At 65.6% G+C, this 18642-nt stretch carries 21 protein-coding genes; 10 read left to right on the forward strand and 11 right to left on the reverse strand.

Annotated elements, in window-relative coordinates:
* Nucleotides 1–6 precede the first annotated feature (6 nt).
* Both JMF82_RS02535 and JMF82_RS02540 read right to left on the reverse strand, forming a co-directional pair.
* Entirely contained in the window at nucleotides 7–459 is a 453-nt protein-coding gene (locus tag JMF82_RS02535; protein ID WP_201312965.1) for a PA2169 family four-helix-bundle protein, read from the reverse strand.
* Nucleotides 449–586 (reverse strand): hypothetical protein, encoded by a 138-nt coding sequence (locus JMF82_RS02540; protein ID WP_201312966.1) that lies wholly within the window; start codon nucleotides 584–586, stop codon nucleotides 449–451. The genes JMF82_RS02535 and JMF82_RS02540 overlap by 11 nt, the downstream gene beginning before the upstream one ends.
* 208 nt (nucleotides 587–794) lie before the next feature.
* Here JMF82_RS02540 and JMF82_RS02545 point away from each other — a divergent pair, with 208 nt between their 5' ends.
* Nucleotides 795–1622 (forward strand): BON domain-containing protein, encoded by an 828-nt coding sequence (locus tag JMF82_RS02545; RefSeq protein ID WP_201312967.1) that lies wholly within the window; start codon nucleotides 795–797, stop codon nucleotides 1620–1622.
* Nucleotides 1623–1836: 214 nt separating this feature from the next.
* Here JMF82_RS02545 and JMF82_RS02550 read toward each other — a convergent pair whose 3' ends face one another.
* From JMF82_RS02550 to JMF82_RS02560, 3 genes are all read right to left on the reverse strand, one after another.
* Nucleotides 1837–2043 (reverse strand): hypothetical protein, encoded by a 207-nt coding sequence (locus JMF82_RS02550; RefSeq protein ID WP_201312968.1) that lies wholly within the window; start codon nucleotides 2041–2043, stop codon nucleotides 1837–1839.
* Nucleotides 2044–2848: 805 nt separating this feature from the next.
* Nucleotides 2849–3364, reverse strand: a complete 516-nt coding sequence (locus JMF82_RS02555) for a hypothetical protein (RefSeq protein WP_201312969.1) — start codon at nucleotides 3362–3364, stop codon at nucleotides 2849–2851.
* A gap of 36 nt (nucleotides 3365–3400) precedes the next feature.
* Nucleotides 3401–3898 carry a DUF1269 domain-containing protein gene (locus JMF82_RS02560; protein WP_201312970.1) on the reverse strand — a complete coding sequence of 166 codons (498 nt, stop codon included), beginning with the start codon at nucleotides 3896–3898 and terminating at the stop codon, nucleotides 3401–3403.
* 199 nt (nucleotides 3899–4097) lie between these two features.
* Here JMF82_RS02560 and JMF82_RS02565 point away from each other — a divergent pair, with 199 nt between their 5' ends.
* From JMF82_RS02565 to JMF82_RS02585, 5 genes are all read left to right on the forward strand, one after another.
* Nucleotides 4098–5453, forward strand: a complete 1356-nt coding sequence (locus JMF82_RS02565) for a cation:proton antiporter (RefSeq protein WP_236585258.1) — start codon at nucleotides 4098–4100, stop codon at nucleotides 5451–5453.
* A gap of 195 nt (nucleotides 5454–5648) precedes the next feature.
* Complete coding sequence (locus tag JMF82_RS02570) at nucleotides 5649–6158, forward strand: hypothetical protein (protein ID WP_201312971.1); 510 nt, start codon at nucleotides 5649–5651, stop codon at nucleotides 6156–6158.
* Between the two features lie 222 nt (nucleotides 6159–6380).
* On the forward strand, nucleotides 6381–6674 hold the full coding sequence (locus JMF82_RS02575) for a KGG domain-containing protein (RefSeq protein WP_201313028.1): 294 nt from the start codon (nucleotides 6381–6383) through the stop codon (nucleotides 6672–6674).
* Complete coding sequence (locus JMF82_RS02580; protein ID WP_201312972.1) at nucleotides 6664–7233, forward strand: DUF4142 domain-containing protein; 570 nt, start codon at nucleotides 6664–6666, stop codon at nucleotides 7231–7233. Before JMF82_RS02575 ends, JMF82_RS02580 begins: the two co-directional genes overlap by 11 nt.
* Nucleotides 7234–7355: 122 nt before the next feature.
* Nucleotides 7356–8705 carry a sigma-54 dependent transcriptional regulator gene (locus JMF82_RS02585; RefSeq protein WP_201312973.1) on the forward strand — a complete coding sequence of 450 codons (1350 nt, stop codon included), beginning with the start codon at nucleotides 7356–7358 and terminating at the stop codon, nucleotides 8703–8705.
* Nucleotides 8706–9300: 595 nt separating this feature from the next.
* Here JMF82_RS02585 and JMF82_RS02590 read toward each other — a convergent pair.
* Both JMF82_RS02590 and JMF82_RS02595 read right to left on the reverse strand, forming a co-directional pair.
* The gene (locus JMF82_RS02590) at nucleotides 9301–10869 is read right to left on the reverse strand and encodes a PAS domain-containing sensor histidine kinase (protein WP_201312974.1); all 1569 of its coding nucleotides are present in this window, start codon (nucleotides 10867–10869) and stop codon (nucleotides 9301–9303) included.
* Nucleotides 10870–10881: 12 nt separating this feature from the next.
* A complete protein-coding gene (locus JMF82_RS02595; RefSeq protein ID WP_201312975.1) occupies nucleotides 10882–11448 on the reverse strand; it encodes a response regulator in 567 nt (188 codons plus the stop codon).
* 58 nt (nucleotides 11449–11506) lie between these two features.
* Between JMF82_RS02595 and JMF82_RS02600 the strand changes: the two genes are divergently transcribed.
* Together JMF82_RS02600 and JMF82_RS02605 are read left to right on the forward strand one after the other, a co-directional pair.
* Entirely contained in the window at nucleotides 11507–11956 is a 450-nt protein-coding gene (locus tag JMF82_RS02600; RefSeq protein WP_201312976.1) for a response regulator, read from the forward strand.
* Nucleotides 11957–12081: 125 nt separating this feature from the next.
* Nucleotides 12082–13881, forward strand: coding sequence for a PAS domain-containing hybrid sensor histidine kinase/response regulator (locus JMF82_RS02605; RefSeq protein ID WP_201312977.1), 1800 nt, complete (start codon nucleotides 12082–12084; stop codon nucleotides 13879–13881).
* A 5-nt stretch (nucleotides 13882–13886) separates the two neighbouring features.
* Here JMF82_RS02605 and JMF82_RS02610 read toward each other — a convergent pair whose 3' ends face one another.
* The gene (locus JMF82_RS02610; RefSeq protein WP_201312978.1) at nucleotides 13887–14537 is read right to left on the reverse strand and encodes a UdgX family uracil-DNA binding protein; all 651 of its coding nucleotides are present in this window, start codon (nucleotides 14535–14537) and stop codon (nucleotides 13887–13889) included.
* 181 nt (nucleotides 14538–14718) lie between these two features.
* Between JMF82_RS02610 and JMF82_RS02615 the strand changes: the two genes are divergently transcribed.
* The gene (locus JMF82_RS02615) at nucleotides 14719–15189 is read left to right on the forward strand and encodes a DUF421 domain-containing protein (protein ID WP_201312979.1); all 471 of its coding nucleotides are present in this window, start codon (nucleotides 14719–14721) and stop codon (nucleotides 15187–15189) included.
* Between the two features lie 26 nt (nucleotides 15190–15215).
* Here the strand turns inward: JMF82_RS02615 and JMF82_RS02620 are convergent, their stop codons facing one another.
* Complete coding sequence (locus JMF82_RS02620; RefSeq protein WP_201312980.1) at nucleotides 15216–16217, reverse strand: SDR family oxidoreductase; 1002 nt, start codon at nucleotides 16215–16217, stop codon at nucleotides 15216–15218.
* 250 nt (nucleotides 16218–16467) lie between these two features.
* Between JMF82_RS02620 and JMF82_RS22205 the strand changes: the two genes are divergently transcribed.
* Entirely contained in the window at nucleotides 16468–16671 is a 204-nt protein-coding gene (locus JMF82_RS22205) for a KGG domain-containing protein (protein WP_201312981.1), read from the forward strand.
* A 36-nt stretch (nucleotides 16672–16707) separates the two neighbouring features.
* On the opposite strand, the gene JMF82_RS02630 is transcribed toward JMF82_RS22205, so the two are convergent.
* Nucleotides 16708–17514, reverse strand: a complete 807-nt coding sequence (locus JMF82_RS02630; RefSeq protein ID WP_201312982.1) for an alpha/beta fold hydrolase — start codon at nucleotides 17512–17514, stop codon at nucleotides 16708–16710.
* Complete coding sequence (locus tag JMF82_RS02635; protein ID WP_201312983.1) at nucleotides 17511–18608, reverse strand: DUF3182 family protein; 1098 nt, start codon at nucleotides 18606–18608, stop codon at nucleotides 17511–17513. The genes JMF82_RS02630 and JMF82_RS02635 overlap by 4 nt, the downstream gene beginning before the upstream one ends.
* Nucleotides 18609–18642: the final 34 nt, after the last annotated feature.

Raw genomic sequence — 18642 nt, forward strand, 5'->3', positions numbered from 1 at the left:
GCGTCGTCAGCGGGTGCGTTCCATGGTGCGCTTGAGGTCGCGCATCTGGTCGTGCCCCTCCAGCACCAGCTGGTAGGCATCCTGCACCACCATGCGAGTGGCGGGGGTGAGGTCGTCGTCCTTGAGCAGGGTTTCATACTTGGCCTTGATGTGATCCTCGCCGCGCTCCACTTCCTTCACCACCGCCTCGTCCCCCTTGCTCAGCGCCGCCCTCAGGTCGACGAACACGCGGTGCACGGTGGCGGCCAGCGTGCCCTCGTCGGAAGGCGTGCCGCCAAGCATGCGCACCTGCTCCTGCATCTTCGCCGCGATGCGTTGCCGCTCTTCGGCGCGACGGCCAAACAGATCCTTCAGCTCCGCACGCCCCGCCTCCTTCGCGGCCTCGGCGTAACCGAGCATGCTGTCGATCGTCACCTCGATGAGATGGTTAAGCACGCGGATGTCATGTTCACTGCTCATGCGATGTTTCCTGGCGAATATCCAGCAAGACCTTGATCGAGAGCGAAGCATCATCCGGTGAATTCGGCATGGCGGACCGGTCAACGCGCCACCAGGCAAAAAAAGCGATGCAAACGGATCGCTTCATGGCCGCTGCCAGCCGATCCACCGAGATGACAGGACGCGTCGTCCTGTGCATGGCGCGAAAACGTTGCCGGCACAAGTTCCCTTGTCGCGAAGTACGCATCGAATGCGCTCAATCGATGCGTGGCACAACGCTTGCTGCACTCGCTTGCGTGTTCTCGTCGGTGATGGACGGGGCCGCATTTCTGGGTTGTCGACGAAGAGGAACTGCCATGAACCGAGACCACAGGCCACGCGACTATCGGGATACCTATGGAAGCGATCAGGACTACGAGGGACGGCGCAGGGAGGACGGCTCTCCCTGGCCAAGACGCCAGGGAGCGGGACAACTGACGGAAGACGTGTATGCGGGCACACGGAACGACCAGGGCTTCGGTGCCTTCGGACGTCCATCAGGCGAGCTCTACGAGCGGGACGATCCGTCGTCGGCGTGGGGCTCCCGTGGTGGTCGCTGGCACGAGGCCATGCGGGGGCGATCGCGCCAGGTGCACGAAAGCGCCCGCCGGCAGCAGCCATGGGGCATGCGGCACACCAGCTTCTACGATGACGAACTCCTCGATGCGCCACCCGATGACGACGACACCAGCGGTTACGCCCAGGGCTACGCGGGTTACGGCCAACCACCGCGCAGGCAGTGGACCGGTCCCGGCGGTTACGGTCCTTCATCGATGCCAGGCGCATGGCCGCGTGCCGCCGGCACAGCCCAGTACCGCGAACAAGGCGAGCATCGCGGCAAGGGGCCGATGGGTTATCGCCGCTCGGACGAACGCATCCGCGACGATGTCTGTGAAGCGCTGACGCTCGATCCGTGGCTGGACGCCACGCACATCCAGGTCAATGTCGACGGCGGCGTCGTCACCCTGCAGGGCACGGTCGCGGACCGGCACATGAAATACCGCGCCGAGGAATGCGCTGACCAGGCCAGCGGCGTACAGGATGTCGAAAATCGCATCCGCATCGCCACGGCCGGTACAAGCGGCGAAGGCCTTGTCACCGAGTCGCGGACTCGCCCCGGCAGCGACCCGCTACTGTCGCGTTGAGCCAACCGGAGACATGCCATGCCTGAAGCAAGCTACCACTGCGGCCATCCGGGCTGTCGATGCATGATCGACAAGAACCAGGGCGAGTTCTGCAGCGACTACTGCCGCCAAGCGGCCAAACTCCCGGCGACGGAAGCCCAGTGCGGATGCGGCCATCCCGCCTGCCAGACACAGGTGCATGCCGCACCGGAACAGCAATCGGATGGGTAACAGCCTAGTCCTTGTGCTCCACGCCTTCGACTGAAGCGCGCAGCGCGGACGACAACGCCGCATCGCCATTGACCAGGTCTTTCCACGCCAACGCAACGCCTTGCCGGTGACCGCGCAAGGTCAACTTGAGTCCATCGGGATCGATGAGCAGCGTGTATCGCTGCTCACCGACGGTGAGTTCGCGTCGCAGGGGTTTATCGAGTGGGGTCATGAAGTTCTCCCGGTAAACAGCGAGTCTCCGGTGCCGGAGCCGCCTCTATGCCCGTTACGAGCCTGATGTCAGGCGACGGCAGCCAGCGCTGCCACCGTCTACGGCACCGCATAGTTCCCCATGATTCGTGTCTGGCCGATGAACCGGGCGGTCGCAAGCATGCAAAGCGGCATGATCAAGCCGGGCATGACCTGGTCATCACTCTCGCGTGATATCGATACCGCATCGCCATGACCATGGCGAAAGCGTCAGCATGAGAAACAGCCCGGTGGCATGCGATGCGAATCGTCACGCCGGCATCGGGCGTGCCCGCCTTTACTGCGCTCGCTTCATGCACGGAGACCATGCGCCACCGGTTGTTGATCCGGTGGCGGCACGGGATCGCCCACCGGCGGTGGCGGTGGTTCGGGATCCGTGAGCGGCGGGCGGGCCGGCTGGGGAATGGGCGGCACCGGCGGCGGAATATCCGGCGACGGCGGCGACGGTGGCCTGGGTGGTTCCGGCGGCGGCGCCGGCTCAGGATCCGGCGGAACGGAGAGCAACCCGCGCGAGATGAAAGCGCGCGGGGTTTGCAGGGGCTGCAAGTACATGGGATTCCCGGCTGGTGGAGTGACTGCGCTTACCGCAGCCTGCAGCACGGCGCCTGCATGTGCCGCGACGCTCCTGTTAAAAGACTCTTCCACAAGCGCCATGCACGGGCCGCCATGTGCGCGCTCCCGCTCACGGTCAGCGGAAGGCCCGGGTGAGTGCGTGCCGCGATCCGCACGAACGCCGCTGGCGCCCGGATCGCACTTGCTCGTCAACCCTATGCCACGCGACCCGCGGCACACCAGCCCGCGACTTCCGCGGCCCATGACGTGCACGCGTCAGACTCGCCCGTCGCCAGCCACTGCCTATGCAGGCGTTCAAGCGCCAGGATCAGCGCCTGTCCGGTAAAAGGTGCAAGCAGTCCACCGGCAAGGAACGGCCGGGCCAGTTCGAAACGCTGCAGGGACACCGGCGAATCGAACAGCACCATCAGCGGAAGAAACGGCGCGCGCCCCTCCTTGCGCACCTTGTTGAGACGCGAGAAATTCGCGCGCCACAGATGGCTTTCGATGATCACGAAGCCGACGGGATGGGGCGTTTCCCTGCTCTCCCGCGTGCGCAGCAGACGCGAAAGCTCGTTGACGCAGCGAACGGTGAGAACCATGTTGCGCAAACCCGCATGGTTCAGTTGGGCGCGGATTTCCTGGGCGCGCTCAGGTTCTTTCACGACAAGGACGATGGTAGGCCATTCAGGCATCATGGGAACGACACTGCGTGGTGGGGACAACCCCATAGACGCAAGTCGCGTGCCACACGTGCGAAGCCGTGATCAACTCATGATCGTGGGTTTGTCGAAGGGAAGGCGCGTCGCGCCGATCGCCGCGAGCGAATCGTCGACACGATGCAGCACGTCGCGTGGCGCATCCACCACCACCAGGATGCGGCCCTGGGCGATTTCTTCCTGGAACTGGCGACGCACCGGGTCGGGCACCGCCGAACCTGCAAGCGCCGTTGCCCATCCACCCACGGCCGCACCGCCGAGCGTCATCGCCGCCGCGCCCGCGAACGTGATGCCCAGCGGAGGAATGGCGATCGCGATCAATCCTGCCAGCAGGCCGGTCGCTGCGCCGCCCGCCACGCCTCGGACGGCCGCAGGATAGAAGTCACCTTCGACGACCTTGCGCTCGTCGGGAATGGTTTCCAGCTCGATATCCGAGCGCGCAATCAGTGAAATATCCCCGTCGACCGCGCCGCCATCCCTCGCGGCTTCCATCGCGGTGGCGGCCGATGCCACGTCCGGCACGCTGAACACATGTCGCGTCTTCATGGTTCCATTGCTCCTGTTCGAGAACCACCCTAGCTGCAGGGAAGTAAACGCCACGGCAAGTCCGCGTGGCCTTGCCGGCACGTGGAACGGGAACAATTTTCCGACACGGGAACTTCATGCCGTGTTGCCCTCATTCAGACGCGGGCACCACGACGCAAGCCTGAACCTGCAGGCGTCATCGAACGCGAGGCGCACCGAAGTGAGCGCACAAGCCTGGCTGCTGGTGCTCGGCATGCTGTTGCTGTTCTCCTCCCTGCTCAGAGGCTGGACGCGGCGCACGCCGGTGACGCCGTTCGTCCTGTATGTGCTCGCCGGCATCCTGCTCGGACCATGGTTTGCAGGACGGGCCAGCATCGATCTCGTAAAGCATGCGCCGCTGCTCGAACGCGCCACGGAGCTGGCCCTCGTCGTGTCGCTGTTCATCAACGGACTCAAACTCCGCGCGCTATGGCATGGCCAGTCCTGGAGCACCGGTATGCGACTGGCGTTTCCGGCCATGCTGTTGACGATCGGCATGATGGTGCCTGCCGTGCATTATCTGTTCACCAGCAGCTGGTCCGAAGCCCTGCTGTTTGCCGCGGCCGTGGCGCCTACCGACCCCGTGCTTGCCAGCCTGGTTTCGGTAGACGACGCGGACGATCGCGATGGCCTGCGCGTTGCACTGTCCACCGAAGCCGGCCTCAACGATGGCGGCGCCCTGCCCCTGCTGCTGCTTGCGCTGTTGCTGTTCCATCCGACGACAGGCAGCGCGGACCTGTGGCGATGGTTCCTGCGCGACGTCGCATGGGCCCTGCCGTCCGGCATCGGCCTGGGTTTCGGGCTCGCGCTGCTGACGGGCGCGCTCGCCACGCACCTCAAGGCCCGCAGCCGGGACACCGGGCCCAATGACTTCCTTGCGCTCGCCCTGCTCGCCATCACTTACGCTGCCGCGCAATATCTCCATGCATCGGTGTTTCTCGCCTCGTTTGCGGCCGGACTCGGCCTGCGCCACGCCGAGTGGCGCGTGGTCAAGCATCACCCCCATCCGCAGACGAAGGACACGTCCGACGTACACCCGCCTGCCGAGGTGCTGGTCAATCCCAATCAACGGGACAGTGAAGTCGCCAGGCATCCCTGGGCATCGATCGGCCTGGTGGTATCCGATGCGCTGTCGTTCGGCGATACGCTGGAGCGGCTGATCGGCGCCGGCGTGCTGCTGTTCCTCGGTATCGCGCTGGCCAGCTATGCGAGCCTGCCGGCTGTCGCCTTGTCCGCACTGCTGTTCCTGGTCGCACGGCCACTCGCGGTACTGGCCGTGACGGCACGCCGTGGCCTTCGCTGGCCGCGCAGGCTGCTGCTCGGCTGGCTCGGCATCCGCGGACTGGGAAGCCTGAGCTACCTCGCCTATGCGATCACGCATGGTCTGCCTTCCACCTCGGCGACCCGGCTTAGCGGATGGGTCGTGACCCTCGTGGTGTTGAGCATCGTCTTGCACGGCATGAGCACCCAGCCATTGATGACATGGCGCGCCTCGCGCATCGAGCAGCGGAACCGCCGCGATGCACGGCCGAAGTGAGCAAGCGTGGCCATCACGCCGGGCCATGAAGCGCCAGCCTGCGGTACGGCAATTGCTTGCCTTGATGTGACACCCGACGCCGGACCCGACATGCGTGACGCCTCCTGCTCCGCCCTCATGGGCTACCCTTCGGCATCCCGTGCAAAAGGTCATCGCCGGCGTGCCAATGCACTGACGCCGCCCTCGATCGCCGCCATGGCGCGTGACCGGCTGGACAGCCAGAACGTCATCGGCGGCATGTATTACCTGTGCCTGGAGCGTTGCGCGGCATGCAGCGACCCTTTGCTGGACGGCCTCGACCCATCAGGCTTGCGGGAGTTTCGGCTTGCCGACGGCGCTTTCGCCAGGGAACTGAGGCGCATGCTCTCGGTGTTTTCGTTCTGCGGGCGCATCGACAGCGCATCCAGCGGAATCGTGCTGCCGCAGATCCGCGCGCTGGCCGATTGCATGAAGGCCACGCGCCCCGCGGGGCTGGACTCGCTGCGGCTCGTGCTCAGCGCCGAGCAGATCGACGAGACGGCCTGGGGTTTGTTGCTGGCGCTGGTGAAGGACGAGGAGCTCACCACGCTCAGCGAAGTCATCGAGACCCTGTATGCGGCGCAACGCACGCAGCGGCAACTCGTGCAGCAGCACTACGAGGAACTCATGCTGCTGTTGTCGCGCGCAGCTCGCAGCCCGCACTACGAAAGCGGCCAGTTCTTCTGACCCTCCCGTAAGTTCATGCGGGGCCGGCCATCCTTCCATTCCGGCGCCGCACGCCGAGCTCGCCGGGCAACCATCGGAGGTAAGCCCTGCCGTGGAAGGAAACTTTTTCCGCGCCTGGGCCCGCCAGACGCGCCGAAAAGCCCTTTAGAGCGACTTCAGCCGTGGCACGGATGTTGCCCGTACAGGAATGCGTCGATACGAGCGCGCCAGTTCGGATTTTCAATCATGCCTACCCAGAACACGTCACTGACTCCCCGAGGCTTCGCCGCAATGGATTCCGAGCGCCAACGCGAGATATCCAGCATTGGCGGGCGCGCCGCGCATGCCGGGGGCCACGCCCATCGCTTCACTTCCGAAGAGGCTCGTGCCGCCGGGCGCAAGGGTGGCAGTGCCATAAGCCGCGACCGCGAGCATATGGCGACCATCGGGCGCCGCGGTGGCCGTAGCCGCAGCCGGGCCTCGGTGTTGGGCACTGCGCCATCCGAAGCCGTCGAGAGCGCAAGCCGTGAGCCTTGAGCGGCGGCTGTCCATCGTCTCGCTGGCATTGGCCGGTCTCGCCCTCGGGGCTTACTCGCATGCGCAAGGCAGTGCTTCGGACTCGCAGGCGTCGAGTCCCGGCACGGCCGACCAGACGTTTCTCCGCGAGGCAGCGAGTGACGGCGCGACCGAAGTGGCGCTAGGCCAGTTGGCCATGCAACACGCGCAGTCGCGGCCCGCGAAGGAAATGGCGCAACACCTGGTGACGGACCACCGCAAGGCAAACGATGAGCTGTCGGGCATCGCCATGCGAAAGCATGTCGAGATAGCGGCGCGCCCCGAAGCCGAGGCGCTCGCCAAGGAGAAATCGTGGGGTTCGGGCGCCTCCTACGATCAGGCCTATGCGCAGGCCATGATCAAGGACCACCGCCAGGCCATTGCCCTGTTCAGCAAGGCGACAGAAAGCAAGGACCCGGATATCCAGCAATTCGCCCAGGCCACGCTGCCGGTCCTGAAACAACATCTTTCCATGGCCGAAGCCCTCGCCAAGGGCGGCGAAGCGCCTGCATCCACCTCTCCAGGAGCCGCAAACCCCTAGTCGCCGACTCAAGGCCGGCCCGAACGAACCTTGCACGCGGCCTCTACCTGACCGGGGGCATGCTCCGGCGGTAGAGGCGCGCTTGCGCCTGTCTCATCCTGGGTTGCGAGGAACGTTCGAACATGGCTCAAGCCGCTCCGTCGGTCCTGCTGGTCGACGACGACCATACTTTCCTCAGTTCCGCGCGGGACTACGCGAGGCTCAAGGGCTGCGAGGTCCATACCGCCTCCACCGTGCGGGACGCCATGCGCACGGTGGAGCAATGTGCTCCGCCTGACCTCATGCTGCTGGACCTGTCGCTGCCCGACGGCAGCGGGCTGGATGTATTGGATCGTCTCGATGCCAGGGACTGCGGCGAAATCGTGGTGCTTACCGGCGACCCTGGCGTGGACACCGCTGTCCGCGCCATGCGTCTGCGCGTGGATGACTACGTGATCAAGCCCATGCGCGGCGGCTACTTCGATACGCTGCTGCAGCGCGCCTCCCATCGTGCGCAATCGCGCGCTTCGAGCGGCCCCTTGTCCAGCAGCCATTGCGGCGACCTCCTGGGCAACTCGCTGATCATGCGCCGCATGTTCAAGCTGATCGAGCGCGTGGCGCCAACCGACAACACGGTGCTGGTGCACGGCGAGAGCGGCGCCGGCAAGGAGCTCGTTGCGCGGGCCATCCACCAGTACAGCGGCCGTCGCGGACGCTTCGTGGCCGTCAACTGCGGCGCGGTGCCCGCCGACCTGGTCGGCAGCCAATTGTTCGGGCACGAGCGCGGAAGTTTCACCGGCGCCATTCGCGATCATGCCGGCTACTTCGAGCAGGCACAGGGCGGCACGCTGCTGCTGGACGAATTCACCGAAATGCCGATGTCGATGCAGACCTATCTGCTGCGCGTGCTGGAAACGCGTGACATCACCCGTCTTGGTGCGCGCGCGAAACAGCATGTGGACGTGCGCGTTGTCGCCGCCTGCAATCGGGACCCGGTGAGCGCCGTACGCGACGGCCTCCTGCGTGAAGACCTGTACTACCGCCTGGCCGATTTCCCGATCGAGGTGCCGCCTCTACGGGCGCGCGGCGAGGATGTGCACATGCTCGCCGGACGCTTCCTGCGCGCGTTGAACGAGGAGCACGGCACCGGTTATGACTTCTCCATGGCCTCCCACGATTTCATTGCGCAATACGCGTGGCCGGGCAATGTACGCGAGCTGCTGCATGCGGTGCGTCGCGCCTATCTTCTGGCCGAGAACGGTCATGTCGAACTGGCGGCCTACCCTGATCCCGCGTTGCTCGGCGCAAGATCGCCACGCAGCGACCTTTGCTGGTCGGGACAGACCCTGGAAGAGCTGGAACGCCAGGCGATCGAGGCCGCACTTGCACGATGCGGCAACGACAAGACGCACGCCGCGCGCATGCTGGGCGTCAGCGTGAAAACCGTCTACAACAAGCTAGTGCGCTACAAGAAGCAAGGCCCGGACGCGTAGTCGACAGGCCTGGACGCTATCCTCGACACCATGCCTGCACACGCGAATCTCAGCACGGTTCGCTTCCGGCCAGCGATGTTCGCCTGCCGCGCTCGTGCTTGTGCGCCCCACCCGCCCCCGCTGGGGGCCGATAGGTATCTGGATACCGATGGCGCGCCGGCCGCGGCGCCATCTCATCGCGTGCTTCCACTGGCGGGTTGCGCGCTGGTGCTCGCGGGCGCAGAACTCGTGGTGGGCGGCGGTGGATTGCTGGCCGGGGCACTGTTCGTCGGCGCGTACGGGCTTCCAGCCGTCGCGGCGGTCGCCGGATGCGTGCCAGGCTCGGTGCCGCCGGTTTCGCGGTTGTGGCAACCCGCGAGCGCGCATGCGCAGAGCAACGCGGTCGAAACAGAATATCGATTCATGCTCATCTCCCCGTGGGGTGCCGGTAGCGGCGACGGGGAGCGTGGCCATGTCGTCGCCCGGCGCCAAGGCCGTGACGTTGGCCGTAGATTGCGCGAACGCCACGCAAGCGGATGCGCAGCGGCCATCAACGGCCTCTTTCACAGGCCGCGGCATTCAGCAGACGCGCGATGAAAGTGACCCTGCGCGATGTTCAGGTGACGCTCGTGCCGGGTGGATCGCACAAGGGAAACCGCAACGTCACCTGCGTGCCGGCTCCCGGCGTGGAATGCAGCATGGCCGTACCGTGCGACTGCTCCATGAAGCCGTGAACCATCGACAGGCCCAGTCCCGTACCCTGCCCCAGCGGCTTGGTGGTGAAAAACGGATCGAACGCCTGCGATGCCATTTCCCTGGACATGCCGACGCCTTCGTCTTCCACCACCAGACAGGCCCCGGCCGGCTCGCCCCGACCTGCTGGCGCGACACGGGTGGAGATACGCACGCAACCGCCATCAGGCATGGCATCGCGCCCGTTGATCACCAGGTTGACCAGGGCGGTCTCCAGCTGGTGCGCATCGCACAGTATCCACAAGGGCTCCGAAGCCAGGTCGCAGCGAACGCTCACGCGTGGCCCTACCGTGCGCTCCAGCAGCTCGGTCATCGAAGCGATGTGCCGGTTGAGATCGACGCGCTCCGGCATCAGCGGCTGCCGCCGCGCGAACGCCAGCAAGCGGCGCACGAGATGCGTGGCGCGATCCACCGCGCGCGACACGTTGTTGATCTGATGATTGGCCTTGGCAGCGTCGCCGCGCTCCAAATGCAACAGAGCCACGTCCAGATGGCCGGTGATCGCCTGCAGGATATTGTTGAAATCGTGCGCCACGCCACCCGTGAGCTGGCCAAGCGCATCGAGTTTCTGCGCCTGCTGCAACTGTTCGCGCGCGGCCTCGAGGGCCGCCTCGGTGGCGCGCTGCCCGCTCACGTCCCGCAGCAGGAAGGCGAAGCCATGCAGCACGCCTTCCTTGTCCTTCAGCGCGCGCACGGTCAGCTTTGCCAGGAAGCGCGAGCCATTCTTTCGCAGGCATTGGCATTCGTCTTCATGGCTGCCCTTTAGCGACGATTGCCTCAGCAGGGAGACATCCACGCCTTCCGCGCGATCCTCTTCACCGAAGAGAAAGCCCACTGACCGACCGATGATCTCGCGCGCCGCATAACCGGTGATGCGCTCGGCGCCTTCGTTCCAGTCCTGCACGAAGCCATCGCGATCGAGCATGCACAAGGCGTAGTCGATGGCGCCCTCGGCAAACAGGCGGAAGCGCCGCTCGCTCTGCTCGAGCTTCGACTGGGCCTCCCAGCGCGCCGTGACGTCGCGCGTGATCTTGGCGTAGCCCAGCAATCGGCCATCCGCATCGCGGATCGCATCGATCGCGATCATCGCGCGGAACCGGCTGCCGTCACGCCGCACGCGCCAGGCCTCGCCGTTGTAACACCCCTCGCTGGCGGCAACGGCGAGCACATGGTCGGGCACGCCTTGCGCGCGGTCGTGCTCGGTATAAAAGAGGGAAAAGTGCCGACCAAGCACTTCCTCGGCCGTGTAGCCCTTGATCTGCTGCGCACCGCTGTTCCAGCTGGTGATATAGCCCTGCGGATCCAGCATGTAGATCGCATAGTCCACCACGGACTGCACGAGAAGCTCGAAGCGGTGCTCCACCGGATCCGTGCCACCCAATGCAGCGGCCTCTTCAAGCGAAACAAAAGCGGGCGGCGAACGGTCTTCCATGGATATCCTCAGTTATTCCTTGCGGGCGCGGCCACAGGCTTCACCTACCACTTCAAGCAAGGTGCGGCGACCGTAGGGCTTGGCCAGGAAGCGCATGTCCTCGTCCAGCGGTGTGTCTGACCACCCAAGGTCGCCGGATACGACGACAAAACAGGCGCGGCTTCCGCGCGCCTTGATTTCCCGTGCCAGCTCGATGCCATTGCGATCTTCGCGAAGGTTGACGTCGGTAAAGACGACATCGACGTCCCCACGGTCCTGGATGATGCTGAGCGCCTGCGACGAGCTTTGCGCGGCAAGCACCTCGTAACCCGCATCTTCCAGCAACAGACCCGTGGCTTCCCGGACATCGGCATCGTCTTCTACCACCATCACTACGCTCATCCGTACTTCTCCGCGCCACGCGTACGACATGCGCCCGCCCCAAGGGCGAGCGTTGGCCAAAGGCAGCTGCTGCGGCTCCAGCACGGCCATCGATGGGTTGTCACCGGACATGCGAGCATGTCGTGTGGTTACAAAGCATGAATAGCGCGACGCGAGTCGGTTTTTCATCGCCTTGTCCGCCCGGAATGTGATGTCCATGGGTTTTCTTCACGGTGCATAGACAGCGTCGGGACGAAATGTATACGGGGCTGCTCCCATGTTTCCGCTGTTGAACACGGAGATGGGCATGGGCGCAGTACTGGTCGTAGACGACGAAGTGACAGTACTGGAGGCAACGACAGCAATGCTGAGCGCCTCGGGTTATGACGCCTATCCTGCGCGCTCGAGCGCAGACGCCATGAAGACACTTGCCGCCCATCCCGGCATCGATGTCGTCGTCGCCGATGTCACCCTGGCGGGCAATGACAACGGCGTGCTGCTTGCCCGGCGACTGGCCCATTCCGCATGGCCGGGGACATTCGTGCTCGTCTCCGGTGACCTCGAAGCCGGCCTGCATACGGAAGACCGTCCGCCCCGCTCGCTTTTCCTCGCCAAACCCTACAGCCGCAAGGCGTTGCTTCACGCCATCGAGCACGCGCGGCGACTGGGAAAGCTGCCACCGACGGAGCAAGGCGGCCGCCGCGAGCGCGGCACGCCGGCCAGATAACCGTGAACGGTGCGGCCCCATCCGGCTCAAAGCGCCCATCGGCATCATGGGCTGCCTTCCTGCTCGATCGCGGCGGGCGTGTACTGGCTTGCCATATCGCGGGTGGATCATCCAGCACCGACGATTTGATCGGGCATGACTTTCTTTCCCTGTACCTGGCCGAGGGTGACGGCCATGCCCTCGTGCGCAACGCGCTGCAGCGTGTGCGCGCGGGCGGCCGCTGCGTACTGCAGGACGTCCCGCTGCGCCGCCTCGGTGGCGACGTTTTCCCCGCCACGGTCACGGTCGAGGCCTTGCGGGCCGGGGATGGCAGGACGCACGCGTTCGCCGTGATCATCCGCGACAGGAGCGAAAATGCAGGCATGGAGGAACGCCTGCGCGAAAGCGAGCGCCGGTTCCGCCTGTTCGTCAATGGCGTGCCCGACCATGCCATATGCATGCTGGACCCCCATGGGGTCATCCTGGACTGGAACCTTGGCGCGGAACGCCTGACCCTGTTCCATACCAGCGAGGCCACGGGCAAGCACTTCCGGATGTTTTTCCGGGAGATCGAGCGCATCGAAGAGCAGCCTGAGCGCCTCATTGCCGAAGCGGCGCAGGGCGGCCATGCCGAATACGAGTGCGATCTCGCCCGTCGCGACGCGACGCTGTTCCCCGCCTGCATGACGCTCGAATCCATCCGTGACAGCGATGGCAGCCTGCTTGGCTTCGCCTGCATCATCTGGGACGCCACCAGGCAGCGGGTGATGGAGGGCCGCATCCACGATGCCCAGGCCGAGACTGCCCATTGGCAAAAAGTCGAGGCGATTGGCCAGCTCACCGGAGGCATCGCGCACGACTTCAACAACAGCTTGCAGGGCATCATCAGTGCGTTGGAGATGGCGACCATCCACCTGGAGTGCGATCAGGCCAAGAATGCCCAGCATTACGTCACCATGGCGCTCGATGCAGCCACGCGCGCCGGCGACCTGACGCAGCGGCTGCTGGGCCTTTCGCGTCGTCGTACGCAACCAAGCCAACACGTCTCCCTTCCGCCCATGCTCGATGCCATCCGGGAAGTGCTGGGAAGGGTGCTTGGCGATTCGATCACGCTGGAGTTCGCGGTGAAAGCCGACCTGCCGCAGGTGGCTTGCGATGGCAACCAGCTCGAGAGCGCCATCCTCAACCTGGCCATCAACGCGCGTGACGCCATGAACGGCAAAGGCACCCTGCAGTTGAAGGTCCATGGCAGGACCTCGGAGCAGACGCGGGGCGTGTTTGCGCATGGGCGCGCCGCGCGCCGCTACGTGGAGATCAGCGTCGCCGACCATGGGCAAGGCATGGACGCCGATACGCTGCGTCGCGCCTGCGAGCCCTTCTTCACCACGAAAGCGAAAGACCGCGGAACCGGCCTCGGCCTGGCGATGGTCGCCGGTTTCGTTGCGCAACATGGCGGCTCGATGGACATCCAGAGCGCCGTTGGCGCAGGCACGACGGTGTCGCTTTTCCTGCCCTGCGGCGATGATTTCATCATGCCGGACCGGCGCGCCGCCAAAGACGTCGAATCCGACATCGCCGGGCTCCGGGTGCTGGTGGCGGAGAACGACAACGCCGTGCGCAGCTCCATCAGCGCCCGACTCAGGCAACTGGGATGCGAAGTGCATGAAGCCAGCGACGGGCGGCAAGCCGCGCGGATGCTCGAAGACAGTCCATCGTGGGGTCTGCTGCTGTCGGACATCGACCTGCCCGAGCTCGACGGCTACGAGCTCGTACGCGAAGCGCGCCGACAGGCTCCCACGCTTCGCGCCATCCTCATGACGGGCCACGCGGACAGCGACCTCGCGGGCAGCGACTTCGCCGACGGCAATACCGAGAGCCTGATCAAGCCCTTCGACATCGGCGCGCTGATCACCAAGCTGCGGCTGCTGGTGGGCAGAACCCGGTAGGTTCATCAAACGGCGCCGCGGAAGCGCCTCAAGTCGGCCACCAACTCCCGATAGCGCTGCTCGCGACCGGCCGCATCCGGCGTGCGCAGCACCGCCGACGGATGCCACGTCGCCATCCCCATGGCGCCACCGGGCAGCGTCACCCACTCGCCATGCCTGGCGGTCAAGCGGAACTTTCCACCGAACACGGCCCTCGACGCCATGGCACCCAGCGCAAGGATACGCCTGGGCTGCACCTCTCTCAGCTCGGCAGCCAACCATTGCCGGCAGATGGCCTGCTCGCGGGCGCTCGCGCGTTGATGCAAGCGGCGCTTGCCGCGCGGCTGGAACTTGAAATGCTTCACGGCGTTGGTCAGGTACAGCCGCTCGCGCTGAAGCTGCGCGTCGGCCAGCGCGCGGTCCAGCAGCTGGCCCGCCGGCCCGGCAAAAGGTTCGCCCTGCTGGTCTTCCTGGTCACCGGGCTGCTCGCCGATCAACATCATCTCGGCGTCCGCTGGCCCTTCGCCAAACACGGCCTGCGTCGCATGCTCCCACAAGGGGCAGGCATGGCATGCCTTGGCACGCCGCCGCAGCGTCGCCAGGGCGCCCGCCGGTGCGGGCGACGCGGGAAGCAGCGCAAGCGGATAGACCCAGTCGACCGTTCGGCGCGCCGGCATCATCGACCTCCTCATGTATCGATCGCTACTGTCCGGATGTGGCCATGAAGCGGCCGAGACCGCTGCGTCAACGGGCACGAGCACGATGAAGCCCGACCGCCACGCCAGCGTTGACGCAGCGGCAACGGCGCAACACCGAAGGTGCATGTCGCCTCACCGCATCATGGAGGTCCTTATGCTGATGTCCTGGCTGACAACCCAAGATCCGTGGTGGACGTACGCGCTGCGCGGCGCGCTGACCTATCTTGGGCTGCTTGTACTCATGCGCCTCGCAGGCAAGCGCGCCTTCGGCGATCTCTCCGCCTTCGACGTGATCCTTCTCGCGCTGGTGGGCGGCACCTTGCGCACCGCGGTCATCGGCCATGATGCGTCCATGACCAGCGCCTTTGTCGGCATCGCCAGCATGCTGGCCACCGACCGCCTGCTCGCCTGGCTGGCGGCGAGGTGCAAGCGCATCAATCGCCTGTTCGAGGGCTACCCGCTGGAGATCGTACGCAACGGACGCCGCATTCCCGAGGCACTGCGACGCGCCAACCTCCCCGACGCCGCCCTCGATCGCGCCCTGCACGCGGCGGGCCGCGAAACCGAGGCGGATGTCGTGCTTGGCCGACTCGAACCCAACGGCAAGATCACGCTGATCCTGCGGAAGTAACCCCTGCGGTCCCGCGTTGCGCCAGGTCACCCCGTCGGGCCGCCCATCACCGGCAGGATCGCGCCGGAAATGTAGCTCGCGCAGCTGGGCGCCGCGAGGAACACGTAGGCCGGCGCGACCTCCTCCGGTTGCGCCGGCCGGCCCATCGGATTGGACTCGCCGAAGCTCTTGACCTGCTCCGCCTTGCGATCGGCGGGATTGAGCGGCGTCCATACGGGGCCGGGGGCGACCGCGTTCACCCTGATGCCGCGCTCCACCAGGTTGGACGCCAACGAACGCGTGAAGGCATGGATGGCACCTTTGGTCGCCGAGTAGTCCAGCAACCGGGCATTACCGAAGAACCCCGTCTCCGAGCCGGTATTGATGATGCTGCAACCCTTGCCCAGATAGGGCACGGCAGCGCGCGCCATATGGAAGTAGCCGTAGACATTGGTGCGGATGGTGAGGTCGAGGTGCTCCTCGGTCAGCGCTTCCAGCGTGTCCGAATGCTCCTGGAACGCCGCGTTGTTGACCAGGATGTTGAGATGACCGAAATGCTCGACCGTCCTGGCCACCGCGTCATCGCAAAACATCGCATCGCTCACGTCTCCGGCGATCACCAGACACTCGCGCCCCTCGGCCTCGACCGCCCGGCGGGTTTCCTCGGCGTCGTCGTGTTCGTTGAGATAGACGATCGCGACATTGGCGCCTTCGCGCGCGAACAACACGGCCACGGCTCGGCCGATGCCCGAGTCACCACCGGTGACGAGCGCCACCATGTCTTCGAGCTTGCCGCTTCCCACGTAGTCCGGCGCCTTGAATTGCGGCCGCGGGCGCAGCCTCGATTCCTTGCCCGGCTTGGACTGGTGCTGCGGGGGTAGTGGATTCACGGGATGGCGGCGGGCGCCCGCTTGCTTCGCGGCCTTGCCCGAGCCGGATGACTTGGCCGGCCTGGAGCGCTCGGTACTTTCGACCTGTTTTTGCACCTGCCGGTGCTTGCCGGCGGCGGCCGCCGTCTTCGTTGTTGCGCGCTTTGTCGTGTTCGCCATGATTGGAGTCCGTCCAGGTCAGCCGCTGCCGATGCTGCGAACAACGTGGTCCAGGCAACGTCAAATCAATGCGCGTCTTGCGTATCGACGTCCAGCTCATCGACGGGAACTTCATCCACTTCAGTCGTGCGTTGACAAACAAGGAACGGATGCCTGACACGCGCTGCGAATAATCGGGGCCCTGCCAGGCGAAAGGCGCGACGGCAGACGCACGGTTAAGGTCCTTTCGCCGTTCCAGGAGTCGAAAACGATGGCAAACGAACACAGCAAGCGTGGCTTTGCGTCCATGGACCCCGACAAGCAGCACGAGATCGCTTCGAAGGGTGGCAAGGCCGGTGGCGGCGACCATGCGTCGCACGAGCAGCATGTGCAGGCCGGCAAGAAAGGCGGTGGCGATCATGCCTCGCATGAGCAGCATGTTCAGGCGGGCAAGCAGAGCCACAAGAACAGCTAAAGCCACTGCATGCCGCGGCCCCGCCGCGGCATGCCCCTACGTTGGTGGCGCCGCGGCGGCCCGCGATACGTCACCGGCGCCCTGGGTCGTACGGGAACGCACATGGCCTCGCGCGCCCAGCACCATTTCCTCCAGCCACTGGGCGAGCAGCGACGAATACGCCTGACGATCCCGTGGCGCGCTCAAGGCATGATCGGCGCCACGAACGAGGCGATAGGTGAGCGACGAGGCGCGCCTGAAGGCATCGCGATAACTGCCGAGCACGGGCGACGGCACGATCCGGTCGTGCTGCGACTCGACCAGCAGGAGGTCGCCTTCGAAAGTACTGCAGGCCCGCAAGGCCTCGTTGTCGTCGGGGCCATGATGCTCGCGCCGGTAGTCGGCCAGGTTCTGCAGCGTGGCGAGGTCTTTCTTGGGAACCTCCCAGTTGTCGTCGCGGTACAGCGCGGGCGCACGCAGTCCCAGCCATCGGACAGGTCGATGGCGCGTCAGCAGTGCCGCCAGATAACCGCCATAGCTGCTGCCGATGACGGCGATCCTCGAACGATCCACGACCGGATGGTCCAGAAGAAAGTCATAGGCGGCGAGCACATCGGCAAGGTTGTCCGCGCGCGTGACGACCTCGCGCAGGTTGCGCGTTGCCACGTGCCCCGACAAGTCGAAGGTGAGGCAGACGCAGCCAAGCGCCGCGAGCTCCTTCGCGCCCGCCTGGTACTGCTCCTGGCTGCCACCCCATCCATGCACCATGAGGACGCCCGGCATGCTGGGCCGCGGCGAAACCAGGGTGCCGGCAAGCTCACCGCCACGCACGGAAACATGCACGACATCGTCCTGGACGCTCATGACGCTGGTACCTCCACGTAGGTCAGTGTCGGCGCATGGCCGGAATCCACCGCTGCGCGATAGATGACCTCGGCGCCCTCAGGCGCTGCCGCGTTCGCTTCATAGCACTCCACATAGTTCGTATCCACGCGCTGCCGGCTTCCGCTCGACAAGCATTCCGCCGCCAGGATCTCCGCGGGACTCGCGCCCCCGATGCGCCAGGATTGCTCCAGCACGCCCGAATGCCACTGGCCCCGCGCATCGAAACCCTGGATGACATCGTAGTTGGCGCGGGATATCACCAGCTCCGGAAACGCTTCGAACATGGCGGCGTGATACGCGCGCGCCTGTTCGACCGCCAATCGCTCGTTCGGCTCGCCGAGCATTTCGAGCAACATCGAAAAACTGCCGCGAACGCAGCACAGGCGGCTTCCACCGTAATGCGCGACGCCATGACGATCGCATGCCTCGCGTTGATAACCCAGGTACGACAGGCTCAGCGTGGGGAGGATCACATGGCCTACGCTGAGCGTCACCGGATGGCGCAGGTTGCGCTCGACCACGACGCCCGCTTCGATGCCTGCCGCGAGCGCGGCCTCTTCCTCCAGCAAAGCCTTCAGCGAGGCAAGGCTGGCCACCACCCATTGCTGTCCGCCGCCCCTGCCCTCGCCAAGCTTCAACCTGACAGCGCCTTCGTTTAGCAGCCGGCCGGCCGCTTCGTGCAGGTCTTCCACGCTGAAGGCGCCCCAGCCGGGCACCACCAGTCCCGACAGGCGGTGAGGATGTTGATGGCGCCATCCCTTGGGCGCCGATGCATGCATGGCCACCAGCGGATGACTGATCAGCTTGGTGCCGACGAACGGGAACGGCACGATGCCGCCAAAGAACTGGTCGACCCAGTGGATGCCCAGCGCGTACGCCTGTTCGACACTCAAGGTATCCGAGGGAACCACATACATGCCTTCCCGCACCAGGTGGCAGCCAAGCCTGGCCACCACCCAGTGATGCGCGGCGAGCTCGTGCTCAGCCAGTTGCCGGCCCTCGACCGGCACGTAGACGGGTCCGCCGGTGAGCACGCCCGTCATCGCCAGGCCCTCGCGGCGAGCATGACGCATCCCGCTGGCACGATGCCGGCCATCGCACCCTGCG

The organism is Dyella sp. EPa41 (assembly GCF_016586165.1).
Classification (GTDB): domain Bacteria; phylum Pseudomonadota; class Gammaproteobacteria; order Xanthomonadales; family Rhodanobacteraceae; genus Dyella.

Coding starts and splice junctions, on each gene's coding strand:
- JMF82_RS02535 (WP_201312965.1), bottom strand. CDS start 459: ATGAGCAGTGAACATGACATCCGCGTGCTTAACCATCTCATCGAGGTG.
- JMF82_RS02540 (WP_201312966.1), bottom strand. CDS start 586: ATGAAGCGATCCGTTTGCATCGCTTTTTTTGCCTGGTGGCGCGTTGAC.
- JMF82_RS02545 (WP_201312967.1), top strand. CDS start 795: ATGAACCGAGACCACAGGCCACGCGACTATCGGGATACCTATGGAAGC.
- JMF82_RS02550 (WP_201312968.1), bottom strand. CDS start 2,043: ATGACCCCACTCGATAAACCCCTGCGACGCGAACTCACCGTCGGTGAG.
- JMF82_RS02555 (WP_201312969.1), bottom strand. CDS start 3,364: ATGGGGTTGTCCCCACCACGCAGTGTCGTTCCCATGATGCCTGAATGG.
- JMF82_RS02560 (WP_201312970.1), bottom strand. CDS start 3,898: ATGAAGACGCGACATGTGTTCAGCGTGCCGGACGTGGCATCGGCCGCC.
- JMF82_RS02570 (WP_201312971.1), top strand. CDS start 5,649: ATGGCGCGTGACCGGCTGGACAGCCAGAACGTCATCGGCGGCATGTAT.
- JMF82_RS02585 (WP_201312973.1), top strand. CDS start 7,356: ATGGCTCAAGCCGCTCCGTCGGTCCTGCTGGTCGACGACGACCATACT.
- JMF82_RS02590 (WP_201312974.1), bottom strand. CDS start 10,869: ATGGAAGACCGTTCGCCGCCCGCTTTTGTTTCGCTTGAAGAGGCCGCT.
- JMF82_RS02595 (WP_201312975.1), bottom strand. CDS start 11,448: ATGGACATCACATTCCGGGCGGACAAGGCGATGAAAAACCGACTCGCG.
- JMF82_RS02600 (WP_201312976.1), top strand. CDS start 11,507: ATGTTTCCGCTGTTGAACACGGAGATGGGCATGGGCGCAGTACTGGTC.
- JMF82_RS02610 (WP_201312978.1), bottom strand. CDS start 14,537: ATGCCGGCGCGCCGAACGGTCGACTGGGTCTATCCGCTTGCGCTGCTT.
- JMF82_RS02615 (WP_201312979.1), top strand. CDS start 14,719: ATGTCCTGGCTGACAACCCAAGATCCGTGGTGGACGTACGCGCTGCGC.
- JMF82_RS02620 (WP_201312980.1), bottom strand. CDS start 16,217: ATGGCGAACACGACAAAGCGCGCAACAACGAAGACGGCGGCCGCCGCC.
- JMF82_RS22205 (WP_201312981.1), top strand. CDS start 16,468: ATGGCAAACGAACACAGCAAGCGTGGCTTTGCGTCCATGGACCCCGAC.
- JMF82_RS02630 (WP_201312982.1), bottom strand. CDS start 17,514: ATGAGCGTCCAGGACGATGTCGTGCATGTTTCCGTGCGTGGCGGTGAG.
- JMF82_RS02635 (WP_201312983.1), bottom strand. CDS start 18,608: ATGCGTCATGCTCGCCGCGAGGGCCTGGCGATGACGGGCGTGCTCACC.